The organism is Kineobactrum salinum (assembly GCF_010669285.1).
Classification (GTDB): Bacteria; Pseudomonadota; Gammaproteobacteria; order Pseudomonadales; family Halieaceae; genus Kineobactrum; species Kineobactrum salinum.
The window spans coordinates 101,925-125,521 of record NZ_CP048711.1 but is presented as its reverse complement, the minus strand read 5'-3'; the positions used below and the strand labels follow the sequence as shown (position 1 = coordinate 125,521).

The following is a 23,597-nucleotide window of genomic DNA, read 5'->3' as shown; positions in this document are numbered from 1 at the left end:
GTCGCGGTCAGGCGTCGATCTGCGCCGTGGCTTCTATCTCTATCAGGAAATCGGGTAACGCCAGCGCCTGCACCCCAATCCAGGTGTTGGCCGCAGGCATGACATCACCATAAAATTCAGCCAGGGCCTGGCCAACCGGCGCGAGGCAGTCGGGGTTGTGGTTCACCACATAGGTACGCAGTCGCACGATATCCTCCACCCCCGCGCCCGCTTCGGCGAGCACGGTCTTGAGGTTGGCCAGCGCCTGCCGCGCCTGCGCGCCAAGGTCGCCGCCACCGACTACCTGGTGATCCTTGTCCCAGGCCACCTGCCCGGAACAGTGCACCAGGGTGGCGCAATTCGACGCCACGGCGTGGGAGAAGCCGTAGGCCGTGCTTTCATACAGCGCGGCGGGATTGATGACTTTGCGTGACATTGGGTCGCTCTCCTTTCTATGCCCCCGGCCCCGGTTTGCGGCTAGAGGTGGTCGTTGAAGTACCGGGTCATGCTGGCAAACACATGGCCGCGAAAATCACTGATGGCGTGACGCTGATTCGGGTATACCAGCATGTCGAACTGACGGTTGGCCCGAATAAGCGCATCCACGAACTGCAGGGTAAATTCGAACTTCACGTTCTCGTCGCCCGTACCGTGGATCAGCAGCAGCTTCCCCTCCAGCTTGTCGACGTAGTTGATGAGGTTGACGGCGGCATAGCCCTCCGGGTTGTCCTCTGGCATACCCATCCAGCGCTCCACGCCCACCGCCTGGTAGCGCGCCAGATCGATGACCGGCGCGACGCTCACCGCCACCTTCCAGTGCGGAGCCCCCTTGGTCATCAGCGCCGCCGCAAGATAGCCACCGCCGCTCCAACCCCAGAAGCCGAGCCGGTCGGCATCGACCCAGGGCAGCGACTTGAGGTAGGCCGCACCCTGCAATTGGTCGAGCACCGCGTATTTCGCGTAGTGGCCATAGGTCAGGTTCTTCGCTGCCTTGCCGCGTCCCGTCGTGGTGCGGTTGTCCATGGCGAAGATCACATAACCCTGCTGGGCCATGAAGCGGTGCCACAGGTCTTGTTGCGGGCCGCGCTGGGTACCCCAGCGGTTGACCACCACCTGCGAACCGGCATTGCCATAGTCGTAGCCGATTACCGGATATTTCTTCGCGGGGTCAAAATTCGGGGGCTTGATGAAGAAACCGTTGAGCTCAACGCCGTCGTCGGTGGTAAATGTCACGAACTCGGTATGCGACATCGTGTAATCGCGTAATGCAGGCACGGCATCCGTCACCAGGTCTGCGATCCGGGCGCCACCCGCTTCGTACAGCGCCAGCGTCGGCGGCGTCCGTGCGTCGGAATGTTGGACGATGGCGCGTTTTGCATCCGGAGACATCGTCCAGGTGTGCCAGCCGGGCTGCGTGGTGAGTCGTTCGATCGGGCCCCCGTCGAGCGCAACACGATAGACGTGCTGGTCTATCAGCGAGTCCTTCTTGGCGTAGAAGTACGCCCAGCCACCGTCCGTATCGACACCCGCGATGGCATCTACCGACCAGTCTCCCGACGTCAGTGTCGCAGTCTCGCCGCCCCGACCGACCCGATAGATATGGCGCCAGCCGCTGCGCTCGCTGGTCCAGAGGAACTCACCCGCCGCGCCGGGCAAGGGCGACAAATCTTCGGTAACATCCAGCCACGCAGGGTCCCGGTCTACCAGCACCGACCGGGTTTCGCCGCTGGCGGCGTCGGCATACAGGACTTCCAGTGCCTGGTGATCACGCGTCAGTCGCTCCACGTAGACTCCGCGTGATTCCCTGTCCCAGGTCATTTGCGGCAGATAGTCGTCCGGCTTATGGCCCGTGTCCAGCCAGCGCGTGGCAGCAGCGGCAACATCGTACACGCCGACGCGATACACCGCGTGTTTCTCGCCGACATTGGGGTAATGAAAGCGGCGGATTTGCGGATAGCTGTGCAGAGGGTCCATCAGCGGATAGGTTTTTACGTCCGCAACATCAAGACGCCAGAATGCGATGGCGGTGCCGTCCGGTGACCAGCGCCAGGCATCGGACGAACCGAACATGGTACTGCCGTAATCAAAGCTGCCGTTGAAGACCGCCTCGCCACCGTCGTCGGTGACAGCGGTGTTGTTGCCTTCACGCAGGTCGCTGACAAAGAGGTTGTTGTCGTGGACATAGCCTGCGCGCAGCCCGTCAGGCGACAGCTTCACGTGGCGTAGCGCCAGGCCTGCTCCCGCCAGCGGCCAGAGCCTGTCGCCTGCGGAATCGTACACGTAGTAGGCGGCATCTTCGTAGCCATGCCAGGTCACCTGTACTGCGCCGCGCAGCAGTGCAAATCCGCTGCCCGCATGCCACTGAACGTCGGTGATCTGAAACTCTGCCGGCAAGCCTGGCAGTTCGTCAAACGACATCACCTCGCCTGACTTGCCCGTGCCAGCAACATGCTGCAAAAGCTTTCCTGCCGTGGCCTCGCCGGGAGCCGGCAAGTAAGTGAACGACGCACCGTCTGGCTGCCAGCGCAGGCCTCGAGGCAGAGCGGCCTGGAACTCATTGTGTTCAAAAATGGCCTCAAGCGTCAGCGGTTTGCCCACCGGCACTACCTCTTCTGCCAGCGCCGGGCGGCCAGACACGATCAACATTGCCAGCAGCGCGCCGGCGGCAAGGAATCGATTCACGGCAATCTGCATGTGCGTTACTCCTGTGACTGCATACGGGATAGTCAGGTGTATTGCACCAGTTCAAGCTGATGCCCGAAGGGATCGAGCACATACCAGGACAGCGAGTTCGGCGGAGGGCCTCCGTCGGCGACGATGGGCCCGGCCATCCTGCGACAGCCGTTGCTTTCCAGATAGTCTACCGCCGCCGCGAGGTCCTCGACTTCAAGGCAGATGTGCCGGCTGCCGATGTCGCAATTGCGCGGCGGCGCAGTGGCAGCATCATCCGGCCGCTCGTACTGGAACAGCTCCATCCCGAGATTGTCGCAAAGCTGCAGCATCACGATACGTAAGCGCGCATCGGCGACGTTGACATGCGCTTCGGTCCAGTCGCGGCCATCATCCATGGCGGGAATCTCGCGCGCATCGAAAGGACCCATGCGGTAGCTCACGGTGGCACCCATGACATCGCAATAGAACACGACAGTCTTGTCGATATCCGCGACGGTCAGCGACACATGGTCGGCGCGCCTGAATGTGGGTTTGCTTGTCATTATCATCTCCTCCAGTGCCTGTAGGGTACGAGCAGCGTGCACCGCTATGAGAACAGCGCTGCCATATAGTCCGGGATTTTCTGCGCGGCGAGCAGCAGGGACAGAAACAGCCCCACCACCAGAATCAGGTTACGCCACCACTCCGTACGCACGTCATGCATCACATCCCGGCTGTTGGCCAGGTACAGCAGTATGACAAACACCAGTGGGATCACGAGTACGTTGATCCCCATCAGCAGCACGACCTTGAGCAGTGCCGGGAAGCTCCAGTGTGGTGCCAGCACTGCGGCACCGAGCACCAGTATCGCCACAATGATGTGATAGGACCGGTTGTTGCTGGCAAAGCGCCACTGCCGGCCGACGGTATCCAGCATGAAATAGGCGGTCACCTGTGCAGCCACCACCAGCGTGGTCAGTGCCGCCATGAACAGCCCCAGGGAAAACACCACCGGCCCGAGGAAGGCCAGTCGCTCGGGGAAAACGCCGTGCAGGACCCGGGACGCCTCGGAGACATCCGCGAGGCTGGCGTGGTGTACCAACGGGTACAGCGCAAAGCCCCCAGCAATGACCACGAACATGGCGTAGGCCCCAAAAATCAGGCCCAGGTTAACCACGGCACGGCGAAAGGCGTTTTTCAGCCCGCTGGGATCGACGCCCGAATCTGCCGCGAGGTAGGGCATGCCGAGCAGCGCGGCTGGCGCGATCGCGCTACCCACCATGGCGGTAATGGACACGAATGTGGATCGCGACGTCTGTGTATCAGGCACCGCTAAATCCGGCGGTATGGCAGGCACCAGTCCGGCGAGGATATCCCGCCACTCGGAAAACCCGCGCAAGGCCACCAGCAGGAAGCAGAAAAACATGAGGACCATCATCACGGTCATGACGTTCTGCATACGGTCGAACCCGCGCGAGAACACCAGCCACAGAATTGCTCCGGCGATTGCCAGTGACAGCACCATGTCGGTGAGCAGGGCGCCGCCGGCGTCCGAGCCCGGCGCCGGCAAGCCGAACGTGGCGGCTACAACTGAACTCATCACGGACAACTGGCCCATGACAATCAGCAGGTGCACCGGCACGTTGATCAGCAGCAGGGCCCAGGCGAGTGCGGGCGTGATGCGCTTCCGGATCAGCGCGAACATGCCTTCGCTGGGATTGCAGGCGCCGATACGCGATGCAGTATCCACCGACACCACGAACACGGGCAGCATCACCAGCACAACCCACAACAGGTCGTAGCGGAACCAGGCGCCGGCAAGCAGGAAAGAAGCCACGGCCCCGGCGCCCATGGTCCCTGCGGCGATGACCGCGGTAGGCCCCACGATGTCACGCACCAGGCGTAGCGGTGCTCCAGCGGCGGCTCTAATCACGTGGCGAGAGCCCTACCCGGTGGCATAGAGTGCAAGCCCACCACTTACAGTGTCCGCAGGGTCACGCGCACACCCCAGGTCTGGTAGGAGGGCTGCACATGCAGACCACCCAGGAAGGCTTTCTGGTAGGCGTTGGTGAAGTACTCCTCATCAAACAGGTTTTCCACGTAGGCAGTCACGCTGAAACGATCGGTCTCGATGCCGGCACGCAGGTTGAAGTGATCGTAGCTGGGCACCCGGAACGGAAAGCCTTCGTCCTGGCGTACCAGTGCAACCAGATCAGGCAGGATTTCATCCCGATGGAACCACTCCAGGCGGACGAAGCTGTCGTAGCGGTCGGCGAAGGTGAAGCGGTACTCGGCATCACCGCTGAAAGTCCATTCAGGCGCATTCGGCATGGCCTGGCCGCTCAGGTCGTACAGCTCACCATCGACAAAGGCGTTGGTGAAATCGTCAAATTCCGCATCGACATAGCCGGCGGAAAAGTTGACCACGAGGTTCTCGGTCAGGACCGCGGAGATCTCCAGTTCGCCCCCCAGGTTGCTGGCGGAAGCCGCGTTCTGGATGCCTGAGTTGAAGACGATTACGCCTTGATCATTGGTTTCAGCAACCGCGAAGGAGGCCTGCAGATCATCCCACTCCAGATAGAACAGGGAGCCATTGAGGCGCAGACGCCTGTCCATCAGCTGGGACTTGAAGCCAAGCTCGTAGTTCCACAGCTCTTCCGGGTCGAAATCCGCGCGTTCAAAATCGCTGCCCAGCTGAACCCCGCCGGCCTTGAAGCCCTTGGAGACGGTGGCGAATACGTCCATGTCTTCACCGAGGGCGTAGTTCACAGACACCTTGGGCGAGAAATCGGTAAAATCCGCCTCGTCTTCGACAAAACCGTTGATCACCCCGGAGGACAGGCGGTACTGGGAAACTTCGACCTCATCCTTGGTATAGCGACCACCGAACACCAGGTCGAGACGATCATTGAAATGCCAGGTCAATTCACCGAATACGGCCGCGCTGCGGCTCTCGTTATCCCCTACGGTAGAGGTGATCTGGAAGTCTTCCGGCAAGCCAAACAGACCACCGGCACCAGCGAAGGTCTGTTGGATAATGTCACCCTTGTCCTTGCTGTAAATCACACCCACGGTCCAGTCCAGGCGTTCGTTGCCGGCCGACTGCAAGCGGAACTCCTGGCTGATGGACTCGCGGCTGATCGGTTTTTCCTCGTAGACAAAGTCCTGACTGCTGCCGTCGATGTCACCGCGCAGGAAGGTATCGGACTCAATATAGCCGGTAATACCGACCAGGCTGAAGGCGTCGAAATCGTACTCGAACTTGCCGGTGTAGAGCTCCCACTTGGAACCCACATCCTGCGGCCGGTCAAAATTGACCCGGTTGCGGTTGTCGGGGTAGAAACCCACCCCGTCCGGATCCGCCACGTTGCCAAACAGGCTGGCAGCGAAGACGGACATCACGCCGGAGGGTACGCCCTCGCGCATGCCGACCACCTCATCAGAAGTGGTCGCCATCAGATCGACAGTCAAGCGGTCACTCGGTGTATAGCGCGCACTGAGGCGCCCGTATTCGTACTCGGAGTTGTTGCCACCGCCGATGGGGTTGATGTTCTTGATGTGACCGTCACTCTCGTAATACTTGTAGTTGGCCCGCACCGCCAGCACGTCGTCGATCACCGGCATGTTGATCACGCCCTCGATATCACGGGTGTCGTAGCGGCCCAGTTCCCCAGAAACCTGGGCGAAAAAGTCATGGTCCGGCTTGACCGTGGAGATGTTGACCGCGCCGCCGACCGCGTTGCGGCCGAAATAGGTACCCTGGGGGCCGCGCAGTACCTCGATGCGCTCCAGGTCCATCACCCCCGGGTTGGCGGTCGCGCTGACCACGTTGACGTCATCGAGATAAAACGCAAAGGTGCTCGCCCGCACCAGTGCTTCGGTGGTGTCCAGCTGGTTGGTCACACCGCGGATACTGAGCTCCTTGCGGTCGCGGGAACCCGTGGAGATAAAGCTGACATTGGGCGTGCGCGAAAAATAGCCCTCGATGCCCTTGAACATGTTGCGCTCGATGGAATCGGCGGAGAATGCGGTGATACTGACAGGCACGTCCTGCAGTGATTCTTCCCTGCGACGGGAGGTCACCACGACCTCCTCGATCATCAGCCGATTGGCTTCCTCTTGGGCTGTTACCGCACCCGACCACAGTGCAGTCGCGCCTGACACAACCACGGCGGGCAGCACCGCTGCGGCGCCGCTGATGCCACTCCAGATCAATTTCCTTTGCCATTGCTTGTTCATATTTGACCCCTGGTGAAAAATTTGCTGGCCGCTACCGGCCCTGATTGTGACGTCTTGATACCTGCGCCCAGTGATTGGCGTTGAGACCCTATACCTGATGGTAATAACATTTAAAGTTCGACACTGTTGCTGGATAGGCAACATAACACCCCTGGTCGAAACGACCGATGCAATCTACAGCAGCTTCTTGTCCGCCGACACGAAGTGGATGTAGGACAGCTTGCCATTCTCGACCAGGGCATAACCCATTAACCGCGCCATGCTCTCCTCGCCATTACGCCTGGAATGGACAAAGTGATGGGTAAATATCTTGCTGCCATCGGCGGAGACAAACTCCTCCTCAAACGGAACCATCATGTCCACCAGCTCGGCCTCACCCTGGATTCGCTGGAAGTGCTTGACCATGCCATCGATACCGCGCGCCCGCTCGATCCCGTTAATGACAATCGACGCGTCTTCGGTGAAGTGCTGCTCGAACCCGGAACGAACAAAGGCCCCGGGTGTTTTGAAAGCTTCGTTCCACCAGATAAACATTGCTGTCAGCGGTGTCTGGGCTCCCGCCGCAGTCGCTTGCCGTGCCAGCCAGCGATTCACAACATTTTCCAGTACCGCCATCGGTACGCTGCCCGCCAATAGCACGGTGCGGTGAAAGTCGCGCAGATCGAAGCGGTCACCCAGCTGCTGTTCGGCGCGAGACCGCAACTCCTGAATTTTCAGCTCGCCAATCTTATAGGCCAGTGCCTGCCCGGGATAGGCCGCGTAACGCTCTACCTCCGCCCGGGCCTCGGCCTCACTCATGGAAGAGTGCTCAAGCATCCACCGAATGCCATCCTCCACTGACCATCCCAGCGCATGAATGCCGGTATCGATCACGAGCCGGTTGGCCCGCATCATCTCGTAGTTGAGATAACCATAAAGCTGCCAGGGTCATCAAGCAGCCCCAGATCCTGCGCCAGGGACTCCGTATAAAGCGCCCAGCCCTCGCCAAAGGCCGTCGTGAACTCGAAGCGACGGAAAGCGGGAACATCTTCCACCTCGCGTGCAATCGCGGTCTGAAAATGGTGCCCGGGCAGCCCCTCGTGCACCGACAGCGTGGTCAGGTTGAACCGACTGGTGATACCGGGTGAATGGATGTTTATCCACAGTATGCCCGGGCGCGAACCGTCCGCGGAGGCCGCCTGAAAGTAACCATTGCCTTGAGAAGCACGTGATGACTCCGGCAGCGCACGAATTTCGTAGGACGCTTTGGGCATCAGGTCGAACATTTTTGGCAGCAGGCCGACGATGTCATCCCGCCGGGCGTTGAAATCCGGTACTATCTGGTCGCGTTCATCCTCCGTATAGTACAACGCGGGATCGTTTCTGGCGTACTCGAACAGGGCCTGCACGTCACCGTCGATTCCAAGGTGGGCCTGCAGGGCGCGAAAGCCGTCCATGATCCGGTTGACCTCGGCACGCCCCAGCGCGTGTACTTCCTCTGCTTCCATGTCGGTGGTTGTATGCATGCGGACATAGTGCTGATACAGCTCGCGCCCAGAGGGTAGTGCCACCAGGCCGACCGTAGCCCTGGCATGTGGCAGGTAGCTGCTTTCCAGATAGTCGTACAGACGCTGATAGGCGGGCTGAATCACGTCGGCGATACTGGCCTTATGGCGTTGGCGCAGATCGACGGCTGCGGCATCATCGATCATCGCCGGAAGCGACTGTAATGGCGTCCAGAACTGGGTCTCACGGGTTTCTTGTCGAGATGGATGCTGAGTTGGGGCAGCACTCGCGCAACGATCATCTGCGGCAAAACCACCCCTGCCTTGACGCCTTCCTGCAACCGCAGGATTGCCTGGTCTACCCAGCGTGCGAAGCCCTCCGCCCGGACCAGCGCCTGCTCATAGTGCGCCTGGGTCTCAAAAGGGTAGGTGCCCGAGCCCGCAGCGGATTCGGCAAAGCTGATGTGCTGCCCGCGAAAATGATCCAGCGGCAGCATTCTACTTAGCGCAAACAAGTCACTGCCGAAGAAGCGGCGATCCTGTTGCAGCCGCCAATTGAGGAAGTCAACGCTGGTTTGCTCGCCTTCGCTCAGCTTCGCGTCGTCCAGCGCTTTGAGACGGGCCTGGTAGGTTTCGATCAAAGCCAGCATTTCATGGCGCCAGTCGCCTTCCAGCGAGCGATCGAAGTGCCCGAGATACCGGTAATCGCCCTGAGACAGGGCCTTGTCTGGCCGCAATACCAAGAGATCCTGCCAGTACTCGTCGAACAATCTGCCGGAGGTATCGGGCGCCTCCGCAGCCGCAGGCGGAACCGCCGGCGCCATCGCCACCACGACCAGGGTCAAGGCCAATGGCAACGCAAACCCCTTACTGATCAAACCGCGCCACCAGGACATCCGCCGCTCCTTTTTGTTGCCAACTCCTCCGGATAAGGAGCCCCCTGCAGGTACAGGTTACCGTTTTAACAGTTAATTCAAAGCAGTGGTAATCCATTGTTGTTGTCTAAAACGCAACATAGGTGTTCTCGGTACGCTGATGAAGATGCGTGCAATGAGGCGCGTACTACGCAGTACAGGTGACTAATGCCGGTGGTATACCGGTGACCAGGCGCAGTTACTGATAACTGAAGCCGAAAAACAGCTACAATGGCGGCGCGAGAAGCTGGATTGTGCGTCCCCGGAACGTGAAATAACAGTACTTCAATGGCTCAAGGATGGCGTACCTGCGTGCGTTGGCGGACGCGGCTGAAGTCCAGCGACTTATTGACGCCGAGGCGGTGGCAGTCACGGGGCGGCGGGCCAGATTGTGCTGGATTACCAAGTCTGAGCTAAGATGTTTTGTGAGCACTGGAAGCACACTAACAAATAACGTACATGGAGAAGTCCGATGATGCTGTCCCGAGCCCTGGCCCCCTGATACTTGCCCTCACCTTCGCGCTCCCCGCCCTGACAGAGGAGTGTACTGATGTCGCAGGTGCGGACCACCCGCAGGTACCGCGCTATGACGACACCTGCCTGATAGCGTACATCGAACGCGCCTATGACGAGGTGCTGCTGCCCACGGGAGCAGTGATTGAGCGGGACGGGTCGCGCCAACCGAAGCCCAGGTGCGACCCAAATCAATCCTTCAGGAACCCCGAATGAATCACCACAGTACCAGATTTGGCAATAACTAGCTGCCGGTTCAGATTAGACTTCTCACAAGGCCGAATTCCGGACGATTTCGCCTTCAAGGCCACTTGAATCAGCTGAGATTGACTCTCCGCCCGACCGCGAAATGCCCGGGTTGCTTGGGGTGGTCAGGGTATTTTTCAGTGAAATAGTCTCTTCTACCAGTCGAAACACGACATGCACAGCGGCCACGTCACCGGCATCGAGGCGCTGCTGCGCTGGCAGCATCCCGATCTCGGGCTGATTGCTCTCACGCAATTCATACCGCTGGCCGAAGAAAACGGACTCATCGTCTCGATTGGCCGCTGGGTATTCAACACCGCGCTGCGGTAGAACGTCGCATGGCAAAAGGAAGGGTTCCCCAAACTGAGTATGGCGGTGAACCTGACCGCACGACAGTTTCTCGACAATAACCTTGTGCTGGATATCCGTAACGCGTTGCGGGAGAGCGGCATGGAGCCCGAACTGCTCGAGCTGGAGATCACCGAGATGATGATCATGAATGACATGAAGGCGACGATCCGTATCCTTCAGGAGCTGAAACAGATGGGTGTGCGCATCGCGATCGACAACTTCGGCACCGGTTACTCCTCGCTGTCGAAACTGAGGGGGTTTCCGCTCGACACCATCAAGATCGACGGCTCCTTTATTCAGGATACCGTTCCCGGCGTTGAAGGCAAGAGCCTGGGTTATACGGTGATCGCCGAAGGAGTCGAGTCGACGGATCATAAGCTTTTGTGTGGGGAAATCTCTGAACTGCACCATGCGCAGCGAAATTTCTGGGCGAGATATCACCAACTAATCAGCGAATTCGCCACCTCCCTGCCGTATCAGGTGAATTCAAAATTCAGGGCAAAATCGCTCAGTAGTTTGGCTGCCTCATCCTTTCTATCTGTCCGAATGTAGACGACCAGCCCGCGCAACTTGTCATCCGACACGGTGACGGTAGAATCGATACCTGCCGCTTGCAGTTTGTCCGTGACAACACGCTCCGTGGCCATCTTTCTGAGTGTGGGTTTGAATATTTTCCCGACAGCCGTGACGGGCATCTCCTCCAATTCTTCTATATACACAGGTGCGGCAGCCCGCTCTGCAATATGGGACCTGATCCAATCCGACAGCTCATTTATATCAATTGAAGATCCCGGTGTAGGCACAACATATACACAGGGAAGCTCACCCGCGTAGGAATCCGGCTGTCCAACTGCTGCAGATAGTGCTATGTCCTCTCGCTGAGAGAGTAAATTTTCGATGATAGAGGGATCGATATTGTGGCCGCCTCGAATAATGAGATCCTTCGATCTGCCAGTAAGCCAAAAATATCCATCTGCGTCCTGCCGCCCTAGATCTCCTGAATTTAGCCAGCCGCCAGGAAGGATTCCACTCTTTTCCTGCCCAAGATAGCCTGGAAATACATGAGGGCCTCGTATTAATATTGTACCAATTTCGTCCACGTCGCAGAATCGAACAATTCCCTCCTCCACTATTGCAGTACGCATTTCTGTGTAGGGAAGACGCAAGCCGATCGAGCCTATCCTTTTCTCACCGGAGGGTGGGTTGAAGGACGCCGCAACAGTACTCTCTGTTAGCCCATACCCCTCGACAAGCTCCACCCCCGAGTAGGCTTCAAACCGCCTGAACAGCTCTGGTGAAATGGGCGCCGCACCGCAAATCGCTGTCTTCAATGTCGATATGTTGGAGTCCTCTTTGGGGACATTTAAAAGTGCGCTATAGATTGTGGGTACGCCGCTCATACATGTTACGCCGTGCTTCGAAATCAATTGCCACAAATTTTGTATCAGTCCAGGTGTTCTGTAGCCGAGCGGAGTGGCGAGAAGAATCGTCTGTCCTGCAATTAGACTGGTTAAGCCAGTGGCGATTACTGCGTTCGTATGGAACAGGGGCAGCCCTATCAACATTTTGTCGCTGGCACTGCTCCCAAGGACGTCTGAAAGTACACATGCCATAAATACTTCGTTTTCGTGCGTGTGTGGTGCCAGCTTTGGTACTCCAGTGGTGCCTCCGGTGTGAAATAGCGAGGCAACCTCGTCTCGACGGATCCCGCGCTTCGAAAGCAGCCTGTCAGATGGTTGAGCGTCTCTTGCGGATTGATAAAGAATTACTGGTTTACCTGATTCCGTGGTTTTCGGCAGCAAAGTATGCGCTTCTCCAGGTTGAAGTCCCGAATCAACTACCAGAACTGCCTCGAGGGAATCCAGTTGATCGGCGATGGAAAAGAGCTCCGGGAGCATCTCAATACCTGAACCAGATGCAGCAGTGATCAGCACACGTGTATTTGCCGCCTCAAGTAGCTTGGCGATTGTCTCTGGTTGCAGAAATGGATTGATTGCGTTAACTATGCACGTCGCTTCAGTACCCCAAATGATTTCGTGTGTTTCTGCCAGGTTAGGTAATACATAGGAGACAACATCCGTAGAAGCAAGATTTAGATCATTCAGGAGATTGGCTGTTTGTGTAATACGCCTGATCAGCTCAGCATAAGTGATAACAATGGGCGCCTGGTTGACCGCGGCGGTAGGCAAATACTCGATTGCAGGTTTATTCTCAAATTTCGCCGCCACTTCACATAGAAGGTCGTAGGTATTGTTTGCTGTATACCTGCTACGCCAGTCAGTTCGCTCATAGACTTCGATATCTTGTATTGATTTAAGTGCCGTCTTTTCCATATCAATTATCGCTGAGTAGCCCTGGGATTGAGATACACACGGCGGCCACCCACATAGGTGGCGAGTGCTTCCATGTTCTTGATGCGATCTACAGCTATCGTCAGGAAATCATCTGATAGCATGACGAAGTCAGCCAGTTTCCCAGGTTCGATCGAGCCGCGGCTGCGCTCCTCGCCAATCATACGCGCAAAGTTGATCGTAACCAGCCGAAGTAGTTCTGTCCGCGATGGAACGCGTTCCGGGGTACCATAGCTCTTACCGGAAATCGTGTCACGGGAGGCAAAGAAATAGAGTGCCGAGAATGGATTGGCCGGTAAGACCGGCGCATCGGTCCCTCCCGCTACAAGAAGGCCTGCATCGAGATAGGTCGCGATGGGTGTGTTGTGCCCGGCACGCGTCGCACCCCAATAACGTTCGACGATAGGACCGGCCAGATATATATGATGCTGCATTGATACCTGGACGCCGAGCCGTTGCATCCGTTGCGTCAGGTCGGGGTTGGTGAGGGATGCATGCTCGATCGTCCAGCGCTTGTTGCGAATCGACGATTGGGCATCGGCCGCCTCAAAGCCGTTGAGGACTGCCGCGAGGGCGGCATCGCCTACTGCGTGAACGGCTGGACGCCAGCCCACCTGGTTGATCGTGGTAATGACGTCCGCGAATCGGTCCGGCGGAATGGTTTCGATGCCCTGATAGGAGCCTTCCTTGCCGTATGGCTCAACGTAGGGGTCGAAGAGATATCCGCCTTCAAAACCGCCGTCGATCATGATCTTGATGCCGTCGATCCGCACCCACTCGTCGCCTTCGTCCGGCTTTACCCCCAGCTTTGCACCAGGTGACGCGCCTCCTCCCCCGACTGCAGATTCATGCCAGGAAGATAAATGGCGTAGCGAAGTGTCAGCCTCCCGGCGTCGGCCATGCGCCGCATCAAACGATAGGCGGCCTGCAGGTTGTCGCCCTTGTAGAACCCCGGAATGCGAACCGCCGTAATGCCATAGCTATTCAGCTTTTCCTGAGTACGAACGAGGTCGGCCTCGCTGAGGGGCGGTGCGGGCGGCAGTTTTACCAGGTCGCGGGCGGTATCAATTATCTCCCCCGTCAGCTGACCGTCCTCGTCACGGCTGATCTGACCGCCAGCAGGGATCGGGGTATCGCTTGTGATTCCGAATTTTCTGAGTGCGGCACTGTTCAGATACATCGAGTGCCCGCCCCGGACGAGCACGACGGGAGTGGTGGGAGCGATGGCGTCCAGTTCGGACAGGGACGGCGCTCGCTGTTCCTTCAGTTGCGCTTCGTGCCAATCGTAATTGGAAACCACGACCTTTCCGGGAGGGGCATTTTTCACGCTGTCGGATACAGCGCTCAGGAGATCGGCAAGCGAGCGCGCCCCGGAGAGATCAACGCCGGATCCTCCACCCTCATTGTGCAGATGCGCATCCGTCAAACCCGGCGCGACAAAGCGGCCGTTCAGGTCGATGACCTCCGTGTGTGGGCCAATGTGCCGCTCTATCGCCTGATCGGAGCCGACGGCCAGAAATTGATTGCCCGAAACAGCAATGGCCGTAACGACGCTATCATTGGCATCCGCCGTATAAATTTTCCCATTGATGAAAGCCATGTCCGCCATCTGTGCAGACGCGGGCACCGCGGCGAGGGCGCTCGTTATAAAAGCCAAGGCCAACAGAGATTTTATCACGTGCCTCCCTCACAAATTCTTGATATGTTTTATATGTCGTCAACTATGTCACCGGGGGCGCCCCTTTAAAATAGGTGTTTCCTCCCACGCCAAATGATCCTTTCCCCGGATGACAAAGAAGCTGAAGCATGAAGATAACTACCTCTTTATGGTCTCGCACTGGGGTCAACACCAATTGCTTTCGCCTGGTGGTAGTGAGTACCTTTACCACAGACAAGAATTCTTAAGGGGAATCGTGGCGAGCCTGATCAAAAACATGCTGTCACGCTTCAATAGTTGCAAAGGGGAGGACCAGACGTGACGAGAAAGCTTTTTCTACATTCCGGTGCCGCAGTAATGGCGTTAATGGCTCCCATGCAAGCGGTGTATGGTCAGGCCAATGATCCCAGAAATGACGAGGCTGCAACCAGCACCGTCGCTCTGGAAGAAGTATTTGTTACGGCACGCAAGCAGTCGGAATCAGCGTTGGATGTTCCTGCAACCATAAATGTGGTTACGAGTGACATGCTGGCCACCCGCCAAACTGGATCAGGCTTTGAGCTCAGCGGTCTCGTTCCTGGTCTTCAGTTAACGAATGCGATTGGGGGCTTCATGTCGCCAACCATTCGTGGTCTGGGCTCGAATACGGCTGTTTTTTCGATTGAAGCATCAGTAGCGACATTCTTTGATGGAACCTACGCTGCCCATCCCCGCGACCTCGCGTCGCCGTTCTTCGACATCGAGCGGCTCGAAGTGATCAAGGGAACGCAGTCGACTACACTGGGAAAGAACACGACGCTTGGCGCGATGAGCTTCGTGAGTCGGCGACCTGGCAGTGAATTCGGCATGGACCTGAGGGCGACCCATGAGATGAGGTTTGACACCACGCGTCTGGAAGGGGGTGTCGATATCCCGCTCGCCGATACACTGAAGGTGAGGGTTTCCGGTTACACCAGTAATGAAGAAGGTTTTATTGAAAACCGCCTCCGTGACGTGCACGAACCGACGCGAAAATTTGATGCGGGTCGCCTGGTCGCGGTCCTGGAGCCATCACCTAACTTCTCAGCCACTCTGATTTATCAGCATGATACCTATGAGATGGATGGTCAGAATGTCTCTCTTCTCAGTGACAGTCCAACAGGCGTTATTCAAGGTTTAGCGAATGCAATCGGTCAGACCAATTTTGATGTTCAGAAGGGTGTTTCCTACAATGGCTATGGTACTCGGCCGCCATTCGACCGGCAGCGCAGCGATCGCACCACGCTGATTTCAGAACTTGATCTGGGTGATTTTACACTGACATCTCACACGGCCTATGTATACTGGAAAAATAACCGCAGATTTGACCTGGATTTTGTCGACGCCAGCCTGCTGACGCTCGAAATTGAGGAGCCCAATCAGCTGTTCTCTCAGGAATTTCGCATCGCGTCTCCAGCTGATAAGCGGGTCAGCTATCTTGCGGGTGTATACTACGTCTGGAACGAATGGGGGCATGATCAGCTTATCATAGCGGACGCGCCATGGCCCCTTACTGGAGCCGTCACACATTTTACGAACAAAGTGTAACGACAATGTCGGGATTTGGACAGCTCAACCTTGACCTGACCGACAACATCAAGCTTTCGGGAGGTCTTCGCTATACGCATGAAGAGAAGGATGCCCGATATTCGCGCGTGACGGAACGTCCCGGTACGATCACGCTTCCTTTTCCCGAGTTCCCCGAGCGGTCGCCCACTCGTACGGAAACCAATGTCGATTGGACGTTCTCTGCACAATACTACCTTCAGGATCGCAATGTTCTCTACGCTGCAGCCTCGAGAGGCAGCAAAAGCGGGGGTTTCAGACATTGCCGGCAAACCCGGACCTGGCGGAATTTGAAGGTGAGCGCGCAATTACTTTCGAAGTGGGTGCCAAGTTGCGACCAGCAGCTCAGTTATCTGTCGATTTTGCCTTGTATAATACGACGGTCGATGACTTTCAGTATAACACCAATACCCCACTGGGAAATTCAATCGCCAATGTCGAAGTTCGCTCCAGAGGCGTCGATGCAAGCTTCAACTGGCTTCCGACCAGTGATCTGCGGATCGAGGGTGGGGTCGTTTATGCCGATGCGAGGATACGTGAAGCGTTCCCGAATGTTTCGGCTGACACCCGCGTCCAGCGCGCGCCAGAATGGACCGGAAATCTTGGCGCGTACTACGACAAGGAATTGACCGATGGACTGAGCCTTCGGGTCAATCCCAGTCTTGAGTTCAGTTCACGCCAATTAAATCAGCTGCCTTTTGTGAATGCACCGGATCGCGCAGGTCACGGCCTGGTCAATCTTCGTGTGGCCGTGGGCGCAACCGACGAGACCTGGGAGCTGGCCCTGATTGGCAAGAACCTGACGGACCAGCGGCCGCTTCTCACGGCGACGCAGACCCTTCTGCTCGCGGGGCCTTTTTACGGAAGCCTCCATCAGCCGACGACATACGCGCTCCAACTTTCGGTCAAGTATTAACCGGCGGCATTTGCGGCTGATCGACTTCAAGTTCTATAGGAGGAAGAAAATGTCTCATATTTTTACCATGGGCGGGGGCGTGAAGCACGATGGTCAGTCCTTAAAAGAGCGAGTTTCCGAGGTGGAATGGAACGCACGTGTGGAACTCGCTCTATGCTACCGGCTCATAGCCCATTTCGGTCTGACGGATACAATTTATAATCATATCTCCTATCGAATCCCGGGTGAAGAGGAGCATCTTCTGCTCAATCCATTCGGCCTTTTGTATGAAGAGGTTACTGCCTCCAGCCTCATAAAGGTCGACGTGGAAGGCAATATTCTGGATGACACGACAGGACTCGGTATAAACAAGGCTGGCTTTATCATTCACGGTGCCATCCATGAAGCGCGTCCGGACGTCAATTGCGTGCTCCATACTCATACGGACGCCGGTCTTGCAGTGGCGGCAAACGCCGCAGGATTGTTGCCGATCAGCCAACCCGCGGCGCTGTTCATGAACCGCATAGGATATCATGATTATGAAGGGATCGTCCTTAGAATGGATGAACGGCAGCGCCTGGTAAAAAATCTTGGTGCTTACAATTTTCTTATCCTTCGCAATCACGGTTTGCTCACGGCGGGAGCAAGCATTGCTAAAACGTTCCAGTGGATGCTTATTCTGCAGCAAGCCTGCTCTGTGCAGGTCAAGGCCCTTGCCGGAAATCCGGAGCTCACCGAGTTGACTCCTGCTGCGATTGAGGAAGCACAAGTCGCCCATGATCAATCCGATGCCGAGGTTGACTGGCAGGCGTTAAGACGGATGATCGACCGTTATGCCCCTGACTATCGTGATTAAGTGCCTCTACGGACCGATCAAAGTGTTCATTTGAACAGGAATCAATGTGACATATAGTGATGCCCCGGAGCCGCTCAACAAAACGATAAAGGGGGCATGGTGGACGATCAGTCTTCTTGTTCTGCTTTTGATAATGTCTATTCTCGATCGCGTGATTATCGCCCTTATCCGGCAACCTCTCGGCGATGCCTTTGGAATAAGCGACCTGCAATTCGGACTATTGTTCGGCACAGCCTTTGCAGTCTTTTATGCCACTTTGGGCCTGCCTGTTGCACGGCTTGCTGATAAATGGAACCGCAAATATCTTATTCTTACGGGTACATTTCTCTGGGGACTCTGTACCTTGAAATCTGGTTTTGCGACCAGTTTCGAGGAATTGTTGATATTGCGTGTGGGACTTGCAGTGGGTGAAGTCGCGCTCTTCCCGGCGGCCCATTCTTTGGTCGCCGATCTCTTTTCTGAGAGAAAGCGCGTGCGTGCCGCAAGCATTCTTGCTGCGACGCCGTTTCTCGGCGGTGCGCTGACCTTTCTTGGGGGCGGATACCTCGTATCCGCCATTACCAGTTATGTTGCTCAGGGCGGGGGCTGGGGTCTGCAGGATTGGCAGATTGTCTTTCTGATGGCGGGCGCTCCCACCATCATACTTGGTGTAATATTTGGAATAACCGTATCCGAACCCGCGCGACGTTCCCAACCTCATTTGCCGAAAAGAACTGGAAGCAGTAGCGCTCACATCTCGCGACCGCGTTTTTTTATTCCCTTGATGGTGGGGGCGGAATTCCCATGTTGGTTGCCTATGCCTATAGTGCCTGGGCCGTTAATCTGCTCATGACCGATTATGGACTTGGCTTGGGTCAGGCAGGAATGTGGTTCGGTATCAGCTCAGGTTTCGGGCCGGTCATCGGATCCCTTTTGCTTCCCGCGCTGATCAGAGGAACAGATTTTGGGTCGCGTGTCTCTTCATTGATGGTGATATGTTTTACGTCTTTGATCGTGGGCACAGTAATATTTGTAATTGCGCCGATCCAGCCTTCGGTCATCGTGTTTCTTGTCTGCAATCTCCTGGGCTCTATCCTCTTGTTCGGCGTCTATAGCACCGTGATCGTTAGTATGCAATTTCTTGCAAATGCAGACTATCGTGCAACTCTGGTTGCGGGGGTCACCTTCGTGGGATCGGGTGTGGGCCTCGGTGCGGGCCCGCCTCTCGTTGGGTATTTCAGCATGATTCTCCCAGGAGGGCAGGCCGCCGCCCTGTCGCTATTGGCCGCTCTAGCAGGAATACTATCGGTTACACTTTTATTCGTTGCATGGCGCGCGGCGGCAGTATCCACGTCGGGCGACAGCGCAGCTGACCACAGGATTTGCGAAAGCGTTAAATAGGAGAGTTCGAGATGCCCTCAGTCCTTATCGCTGGCTCCGATTTGATCGCGCGCGCCTTCGACGACAATGGTTATCTACCGATACCTGTAAAAATCGGTAGCCGTGTCCTGCACGTAGATCTCAACATCACGGTCTTTTCCATATTCGTCGTGGTCTTGACGATCGGCATGTTCAAAATCGTTTAAGGAGTGGGAAAATGATGGAAGCAAACAAGGAGAAGTCTGCAGCAGCTCCGCCAGATCTGGTCAACAAAGTCCGCGGGATTATGGATGAGATCGCCACGCGCGCCGATGATTGCGAAGCCAACCGCGTCGTTCCTGTTGAGAACATTCAGACGCTGCATCGTGTCGGCCTTCTGGACTCAGTAAAGCCCAAGAAATTCGGTGGGCTGGAAGTCTCACCTCCCGAAATGTTCCAGGCCTTTGCCGAACTTGCCGGCGCTTGCCCATCGACGGCCTGGGTCTCGAGCCTGCTGGCAGTGCATGCGCATGCGATTGCCTATTATGATCCCAGGCTACAAGAGGAAATCTGGGGCGATGATCCTGAGGCGCTGATCGGTTCGTCGATCGCACCCTTGGGCAAGCTGAAACCTGTCGAGGGCGGTTACCGCTTATCGGGCCGGTTTCCCTGGTCAAGCGGTTGCGACCACGTCAGTTGGTGTCTCCTTGGCGCCTTGATAGAGGATGAGACAAGCGGCCAAAAGTTGCATGGCCTGCTTGCCGTACCTCGTGCTGACTATCAGATTGAGGATACCTGGTATTCGTCAGCTCTGAAAGGTACCGGCAGCAAGGATGTCGTCGTTAACGATGTCTTCGTTCCTGGCTATCGCGCCGAAACGCTTATGGCGCTGAATACGGGGACTTCACGCGGTTTTGGCACGCATAAGGGCGATATCTATACGCTCCCTTTTCAGCCTATCTTCGCTTCGAACTTCTCTGCCGTGGCGTACGGCATTGCAGAATCTGCACTGGATGTCTACCGGGAGCGCCTGCAAAACCGGGTACGGGCCTATACCGGAGCGAAGGCGTCTCTCTCCCCTCCAGGCTATATGCGCCTGGCGGAATCCTATCATGAAGTTCGGGCCGCACGTCTGATTCTCGAAAGCGAATGGAATGATTTTGCTGACCACGCCGCGCGCCGTGCGGCTCCCACCTTGGATACCATGGTCCGCTGGCGGACTTCTCAGGCCTACGCGACACGTTTATCGGTGAGCGCGGTGGACAGGCTCATGATGGCCAGCGGCGGCAGTGCCATTCTTCTTTCAAGCAAGCTCCAGCGATGCTTCCGGGACGTGCACGGCGCCGCCGCCCATGCCTACTCGGACTATGATATTGCCACGCAAATTCTTGGCCGGCATCTGATTGGCGCTGAACCAGACCCGACTCTTCTTTAAAAGGTGATGCAATGAAGTGGCTTAGTTTCGAACTCGATGGCGCGCGACTCTATGGTTTTGTCAAAGGCGAGTACGTCGTCAATATCCACGCGATAAATGTAGAGATCGATGACGCAGCTGCGACAGAAGGAGGATTGTGCGGAATTGAGGAGCATCGGCATGAGTATGCTTACAGTGAATGACGCAGACCGGACCGAAACGCTCATTACGCCAGAAGAATTCCGCGCCGCATTGGCGCGATTTTGTAGTGGCGTCACCGTTGTCTCTGTGAGCGTTGGCAAAGAGGCACATGCGATGACCGCCACCGCGTTTTGCTCACTCTCGCTCGAACCGCCATCCATACTGGTCTGCGTTGCGAACCAGGCGCGCATGAATGCTCTTCTGCTTGGTGCTGACCGCTTCGGCGTGAGTATTCTTCGGGATGACCAAGCTCATTACTCGATGTGCTTCGGCGGACGACCGTCAAGGGAGGCAGTGCCGGAATTTGAGCAACTCGGCAATGTGCCGGTCCTGCCGGGTGCGCTGGTAAAGCTCGAATGCCGTCGCTCGTCGGCGCACCTGGAAGGCGGGCACACCATTTTCGTTGGTCACGTTCTAGCGTCCAAGATCGTCGACGGCGAGCCGTTGACCTATTTCGAGGGGGACTATCAGCGCTTGATGCGCTGAGCGTGGCCGGATGTACTGGATAGATGGCGGACGGGGGTTCACCGACCCCATGAAGCGGGCAATCAGATCGGCATCACTCCGATCCATCTTGGCAGGCGTATCTCTGCTGGTGGCGAATCCCTTGATTTGTGCGAATACATATTTTCTCCAATAGAATCGAGTTGGAGCGCACGGTATCCTCCTCGCCATAGACGTGGATTGAGGCCGCGACCGGTGCGAAGAAGAGGGGAGCGGGGAATTGATCTGTCAACGGTTCTTGCCTGTTCTGATCGGCTGGACCCTTAGGAAGTTTGAAAGAGAGTGTCAAAATGAGCAACCTGGATATGGATAACGGGAAGAAGGCGGCTTTCACGGCGCCGAAATTTCCGGAGAAGGATGGTTCCGCAGTCCCATACGAGGTCTACACATCCCAGGCAATATTCGACCTTGAGCAGGAGCGCATTTTCCGCGGTCCTGTCTGGAGTTATCTCGCCCTTGAAGCGGAGTTGCCTAATCCCGGGGACTTTAAAAGCACTTTCGTGGGCGACACGCCCGTGGTCGTCACGCGAACGCCGGAGGGTGAACTTGCTGCTTGGGTCAATCGTTGCGCGCACCGTGGAGCGACCGTCTGCCGCGAACAGCGTGGTAATGCGACCAGCCATACCTGCATCTATCATCAATGGAGTTATAGTTGCAGTGGGGACCTTGAAGGGGTGCCGTTTCGCCGAGGCGCACAAGGGGTCGCCGGCATGCCGAAAAGCTTTGACCTGGAGCAAAATGGACTGACAAAGTTGCGCGTTGACAGCTATCGCGGCCTCATCTTCGCGACCTTTAGCGAGGAAGCACCCTCGCTGCTGGACTATATCGGCGAAAGGATGCGGCCAGGGATCGATCGCATCTTCCACAAGCCCATCGAGTTTCTCGGTTGTACCCGACAGTATATCCGTGGGAACTGGAAGCTTTACATGGAGAATGTGCGGGACGGATATCATGCCTCTTTGCTCCACGCATTTCATGCCACCTTCAACCTCGTGCGATCCAACCAGAAGGCCCGGGTCATCCGTGATGATGGTCTGGATCTGCATACATGTGGCGATCTGTTTATCACGCCGGACCCAAGCGGTGCTTCAGATTACAAGAACATTTCGACCTTCAAGGAGGGTTTGACACTCGAATATCCAGATATCGTCGCCAATCGCCAGGAGTATGACGAACTGGTCGCCAATCATCTCCAGTGTATTTTTCCACAACTGGTCATCATGCAGATTCAGAATGTACTGACGGTCCGCCAGGTCCTTCCAAAGGGGCCGAATGAGTTTGAATTGATCTTCAACTTCTTCGGATATGAAGACGATACACCCGAACTGCGCCGCCATCGCATTACCCAGTTCAACCTGGTGGGTCCGACTGGTTTGATATCCATGGAAGACGGTACTGCCATCGAGCTTGTTCAGGACGCGATCAAGGTTGGGCCGCCAGGCGTGTCGATCTCCCAAATGGGCCTGGAGGCCAGCGAGGAAGACCAGGAGCGGGTGCCGATGGCGGAGAACCACATTCGGCGGTTCTGGCGCGGATATCAACGGATTATGGGATTCTAGGCCAATGGAAGATTTTCAGTTGTATCTTGAGCTTCAGGATTTGCAAAATCGCTATATTACGGTGATTGACGAGGACCGGATCGAAGAATGGCCCGACTTTTTCACTGAGGAAGCGGTCTATGAGATTGTGCCACGCGAAAGTGAGCGACTCAATCTTCCGGCCGGTCTGATGCACTGCTTTGGAAAGGGAATGATGCGGGACCGGGTGGTTTCTTATCGGCAAGCGAACGTTTATCACCCGCATAGCTACAGGCATTTCGTATCCGGCCTGCAGATTCTTGAGCGATCTCCGGACAAGATCGTCACGCGATCCAATTATCTTGTGGTAAGAACCTTACAGAACCTTGATTCGGAAGTCTTTCAGGTGGGGTGCTACGAAGATACGGTGGTGCCATCTGAGGACGGGTGGCGATATGCCAGTAAGCGAGCCATCTTTGAGAACGCCCGGGTCAAGGCCTTGCTGGTGATACCGGTATGACGTCAGAGACACAAGTCCTTCACTGGCATGTGATTGGAGAATTGGCCGATTTCATTGAAGGCCAACCGGTGCGCCGGGTCATTGACGGCCATGAGATCGCGATATTTCGCGTTGACGACAATCTGTATGCGCTTGGCGATCGGTGTACCCATGGCGACGCGAGCTTGTCAGAAGGTTGGGTCGAAGACGGTTGTGTCGAATGTCCATTGCATCAGGCGAAATTCAACCTTGCGACGGGCGCCGTGGAGCGCAGGCCAGCCAAGGTGCCGGTTCGGGCTTATCCGATCCGTTCAGAAGGCGACGTTGTTTCAGTGGGTATTTGAAGTCATGCCGGGGCATTATATGGTGGCCATGTTTGATCGCCGAACTGGTTTGGTGGTAC

At 56.6% G+C, this 23,597-nt stretch carries 20 protein-coding genes and 3 pseudogenes; 14 read left to right on the top strand and 9 right to left on the bottom strand.

The annotated features are described in order from the left end of the window. Positions 1-7: 7 nt before the first annotated feature. The 6 genes and pseudogenes from G3T16_RS00595 to G3T16_RS21455 form a co-directional block, all read right to left on the bottom strand. On the bottom strand, positions 8-415 hold the full coding sequence (locus G3T16_RS00595; RefSeq protein ID WP_163493386.1) for a RidA family protein: 408 nt from the start codon (positions 413-415) through the stop codon (positions 8-10). Between the two features lie 41 nt (positions 416-456). Further along, positions 457-2,673: a S9 family peptidase gene (locus G3T16_RS00590; protein ID WP_163493385.1), complete on the bottom strand. Its 2,217-nt coding sequence runs from the start codon at positions 2,671-2,673 to the stop codon at positions 457-459. A 32-nt stretch (positions 2,674-2,705) separates the two neighbouring features. Beyond that, on the bottom strand, positions 2,706-3,194 hold the full coding sequence (locus G3T16_RS00585) for a VOC family protein (RefSeq protein ID WP_163493384.1): 489 nt from the start codon (positions 3,192-3,194) through the stop codon (positions 2,706-2,708). A gap of 44 nt (positions 3,195-3,238) precedes the next feature. Further along, positions 3,239-4,564 carry an NRAMP family divalent metal transporter gene (locus tag G3T16_RS00580; RefSeq protein ID WP_232059200.1) on the bottom strand — a complete coding sequence of 442 codons (1,326 nt, stop codon included), beginning with the start codon at positions 4,562-4,564 and terminating at the stop codon, positions 3,239-3,241. Between the two features lie 44 nt (positions 4,565-4,608). After that, on the bottom strand, positions 4,609-6,870 hold the full coding sequence (locus G3T16_RS00575) for a TonB-dependent receptor (RefSeq protein ID WP_163493383.1): 2,262 nt from the start codon (positions 6,868-6,870) through the stop codon (positions 4,609-4,611). 174 nt (positions 6,871-7,044) lie between these two features. Then, positions 7,045-9,178: pseudogene (locus tag G3T16_RS21455) on the bottom strand (DUF885 domain-containing protein). A gap of 1,011 nt (positions 9,179-10,189) precedes the next feature. On the opposite strand from G3T16_RS21455, the pseudogene G3T16_RS00550 reads away from it, so the two are divergent. Continuing rightward, positions 10,190-10,930 (top strand): annotated as a pseudogene (locus G3T16_RS00550) (EAL domain-containing protein); the annotation flags it as partial. Here G3T16_RS00550 and G3T16_RS00545 read toward each other — a convergent pair. The 3 genes from G3T16_RS00545 to G3T16_RS22285 are packed head-to-tail and all read right to left on the bottom strand — an operon-like array spanning position 10,855 to position 14,407. Beyond that, a complete protein-coding gene (locus G3T16_RS00545; RefSeq protein ID WP_163493378.1) occupies positions 10,855-12,711 on the bottom strand; it encodes an acyl-CoA synthetase in 1,857 nt (618 codons plus the stop codon). The pseudogene G3T16_RS00550 and the gene G3T16_RS00545 overlap by 76 nt on opposite strands. A gap of 5 nt (positions 12,712-12,716) precedes the next feature. Continuing rightward, the gene (locus tag G3T16_RS22290; RefSeq protein WP_163496895.1) at positions 12,717-13,535 is read right to left on the bottom strand and encodes an amidohydrolase; all 819 of its coding nucleotides are present in this window, start codon (positions 13,533-13,535) and stop codon (positions 12,717-12,719) included. Further along, the gene (locus G3T16_RS22285; protein WP_163493377.1) at positions 13,526-14,407 is read right to left on the bottom strand and encodes an amidohydrolase; all 882 of its coding nucleotides are present in this window, start codon (positions 14,405-14,407) and stop codon (positions 13,526-13,528) included. Before G3T16_RS22285 ends, G3T16_RS22290 begins: the two co-directional genes overlap by 10 nt. Positions 14,408-14,704: 297 nt before the next feature. On the opposite strand from G3T16_RS22285, the gene G3T16_RS00530 reads away from it, so the two are divergent. The 13 genes and pseudogenes from G3T16_RS00530 to G3T16_RS00470 all read left to right on the top strand — a co-directional run bounded on the left by G3T16_RS00530 (position 14,705) and on the right by G3T16_RS00470 (position 23,538). Beyond that, entirely contained in the window at positions 14,705-15,952 is a 1,248-nt protein-coding gene (locus G3T16_RS00530) for a TonB-dependent receptor plug domain-containing protein (RefSeq protein ID WP_163493376.1), read from the top strand. Further along, a pseudogene (locus tag G3T16_RS22925) lies at positions 15,907-16,155 on the top strand (hypothetical protein); the annotation flags it as partial. The gene G3T16_RS00530 and the pseudogene G3T16_RS22925, both read left to right, overlap by 46 nt. 77 nt (positions 16,156-16,232) lie before the next feature. After that, positions 16,233-16,886 (top strand): TonB-dependent receptor domain-containing protein, encoded by a 654-nt coding sequence (locus tag G3T16_RS00520; RefSeq protein WP_269473256.1) that lies wholly within the window; start codon positions 16,233-16,235, stop codon positions 16,884-16,886. A gap of 49 nt (positions 16,887-16,935) precedes the next feature. Further along, the gene (locus G3T16_RS00515; RefSeq protein WP_163493373.1) at positions 16,936-17,721 is read left to right on the top strand and encodes a class II aldolase/adducin family protein; all 786 of its coding nucleotides are present in this window, start codon (positions 16,936-16,938) and stop codon (positions 17,719-17,721) included. Positions 17,722-17,767: 46 nt separating this feature from the next. Then, positions 17,768-18,553, top strand: coding sequence for an MFS transporter (locus tag G3T16_RS00510; RefSeq protein ID WP_163493372.1), 786 nt, complete (start codon positions 17,768-17,770; stop codon positions 18,551-18,553). Then, on the top strand, positions 18,505-19,101 hold the full coding sequence (locus G3T16_RS00505; protein WP_163493371.1) for an MFS transporter: 597 nt from the start codon (positions 18,505-18,507) through the stop codon (positions 19,099-19,101). Before G3T16_RS00510 ends, G3T16_RS00505 begins: the two co-directional genes overlap by 49 nt. 11 nt (positions 19,102-19,112) lie before the next feature. Next, positions 19,113-19,286, top strand: coding sequence for a hypothetical protein (locus tag G3T16_RS00500; protein WP_163493370.1), 174 nt, complete (start codon positions 19,113-19,115; stop codon positions 19,284-19,286). Positions 19,287-19,297: 11 nt separating this feature from the next. Then, on the top strand, positions 19,298-20,494 hold the full coding sequence (locus tag G3T16_RS00495; protein ID WP_197911804.1) for a flavin-dependent monooxygenase: 1,197 nt from the start codon (positions 19,298-19,300) through the stop codon (positions 20,492-20,494). Between the two features lie 11 nt (positions 20,495-20,505). Next, the gene (locus G3T16_RS00490) at positions 20,506-20,676 is read left to right on the top strand and encodes a hypothetical protein (protein WP_163493369.1); all 171 of its coding nucleotides are present in this window, start codon (positions 20,506-20,508) and stop codon (positions 20,674-20,676) included. Then, positions 20,654-21,160, top strand: a complete 507-nt coding sequence (locus tag G3T16_RS00485) for a flavin reductase family protein (RefSeq protein ID WP_197911803.1) — start codon at positions 20,654-20,656, stop codon at positions 21,158-21,160. Before G3T16_RS00490 ends, G3T16_RS00485 begins: the two co-directional genes overlap by 23 nt. Positions 21,161-21,468: 308 nt before the next feature. Further along, entirely contained in the window at positions 21,469-22,737 is a 1,269-nt protein-coding gene (locus G3T16_RS00480; protein ID WP_163493368.1) for a Rieske 2Fe-2S domain-containing protein, read from the top strand. 4 nt (positions 22,738-22,741) lie between these two features. Further along, complete coding sequence (locus G3T16_RS00475; protein WP_163493360.1) at positions 22,742-23,215, top strand: aromatic-ring-hydroxylating dioxygenase subunit beta; 474 nt, start codon at positions 22,742-22,744, stop codon at positions 23,213-23,215. Continuing rightward, the gene (locus tag G3T16_RS00470; protein WP_163493367.1) at positions 23,212-23,538 is read left to right on the top strand and encodes a non-heme iron oxygenase ferredoxin subunit; all 327 of its coding nucleotides are present in this window, start codon (positions 23,212-23,214) and stop codon (positions 23,536-23,538) included. The genes G3T16_RS00475 and G3T16_RS00470 overlap by 4 nt, the downstream gene beginning before the upstream one ends. Positions 23,539-23,597 lie beyond the last annotated feature (59 nt).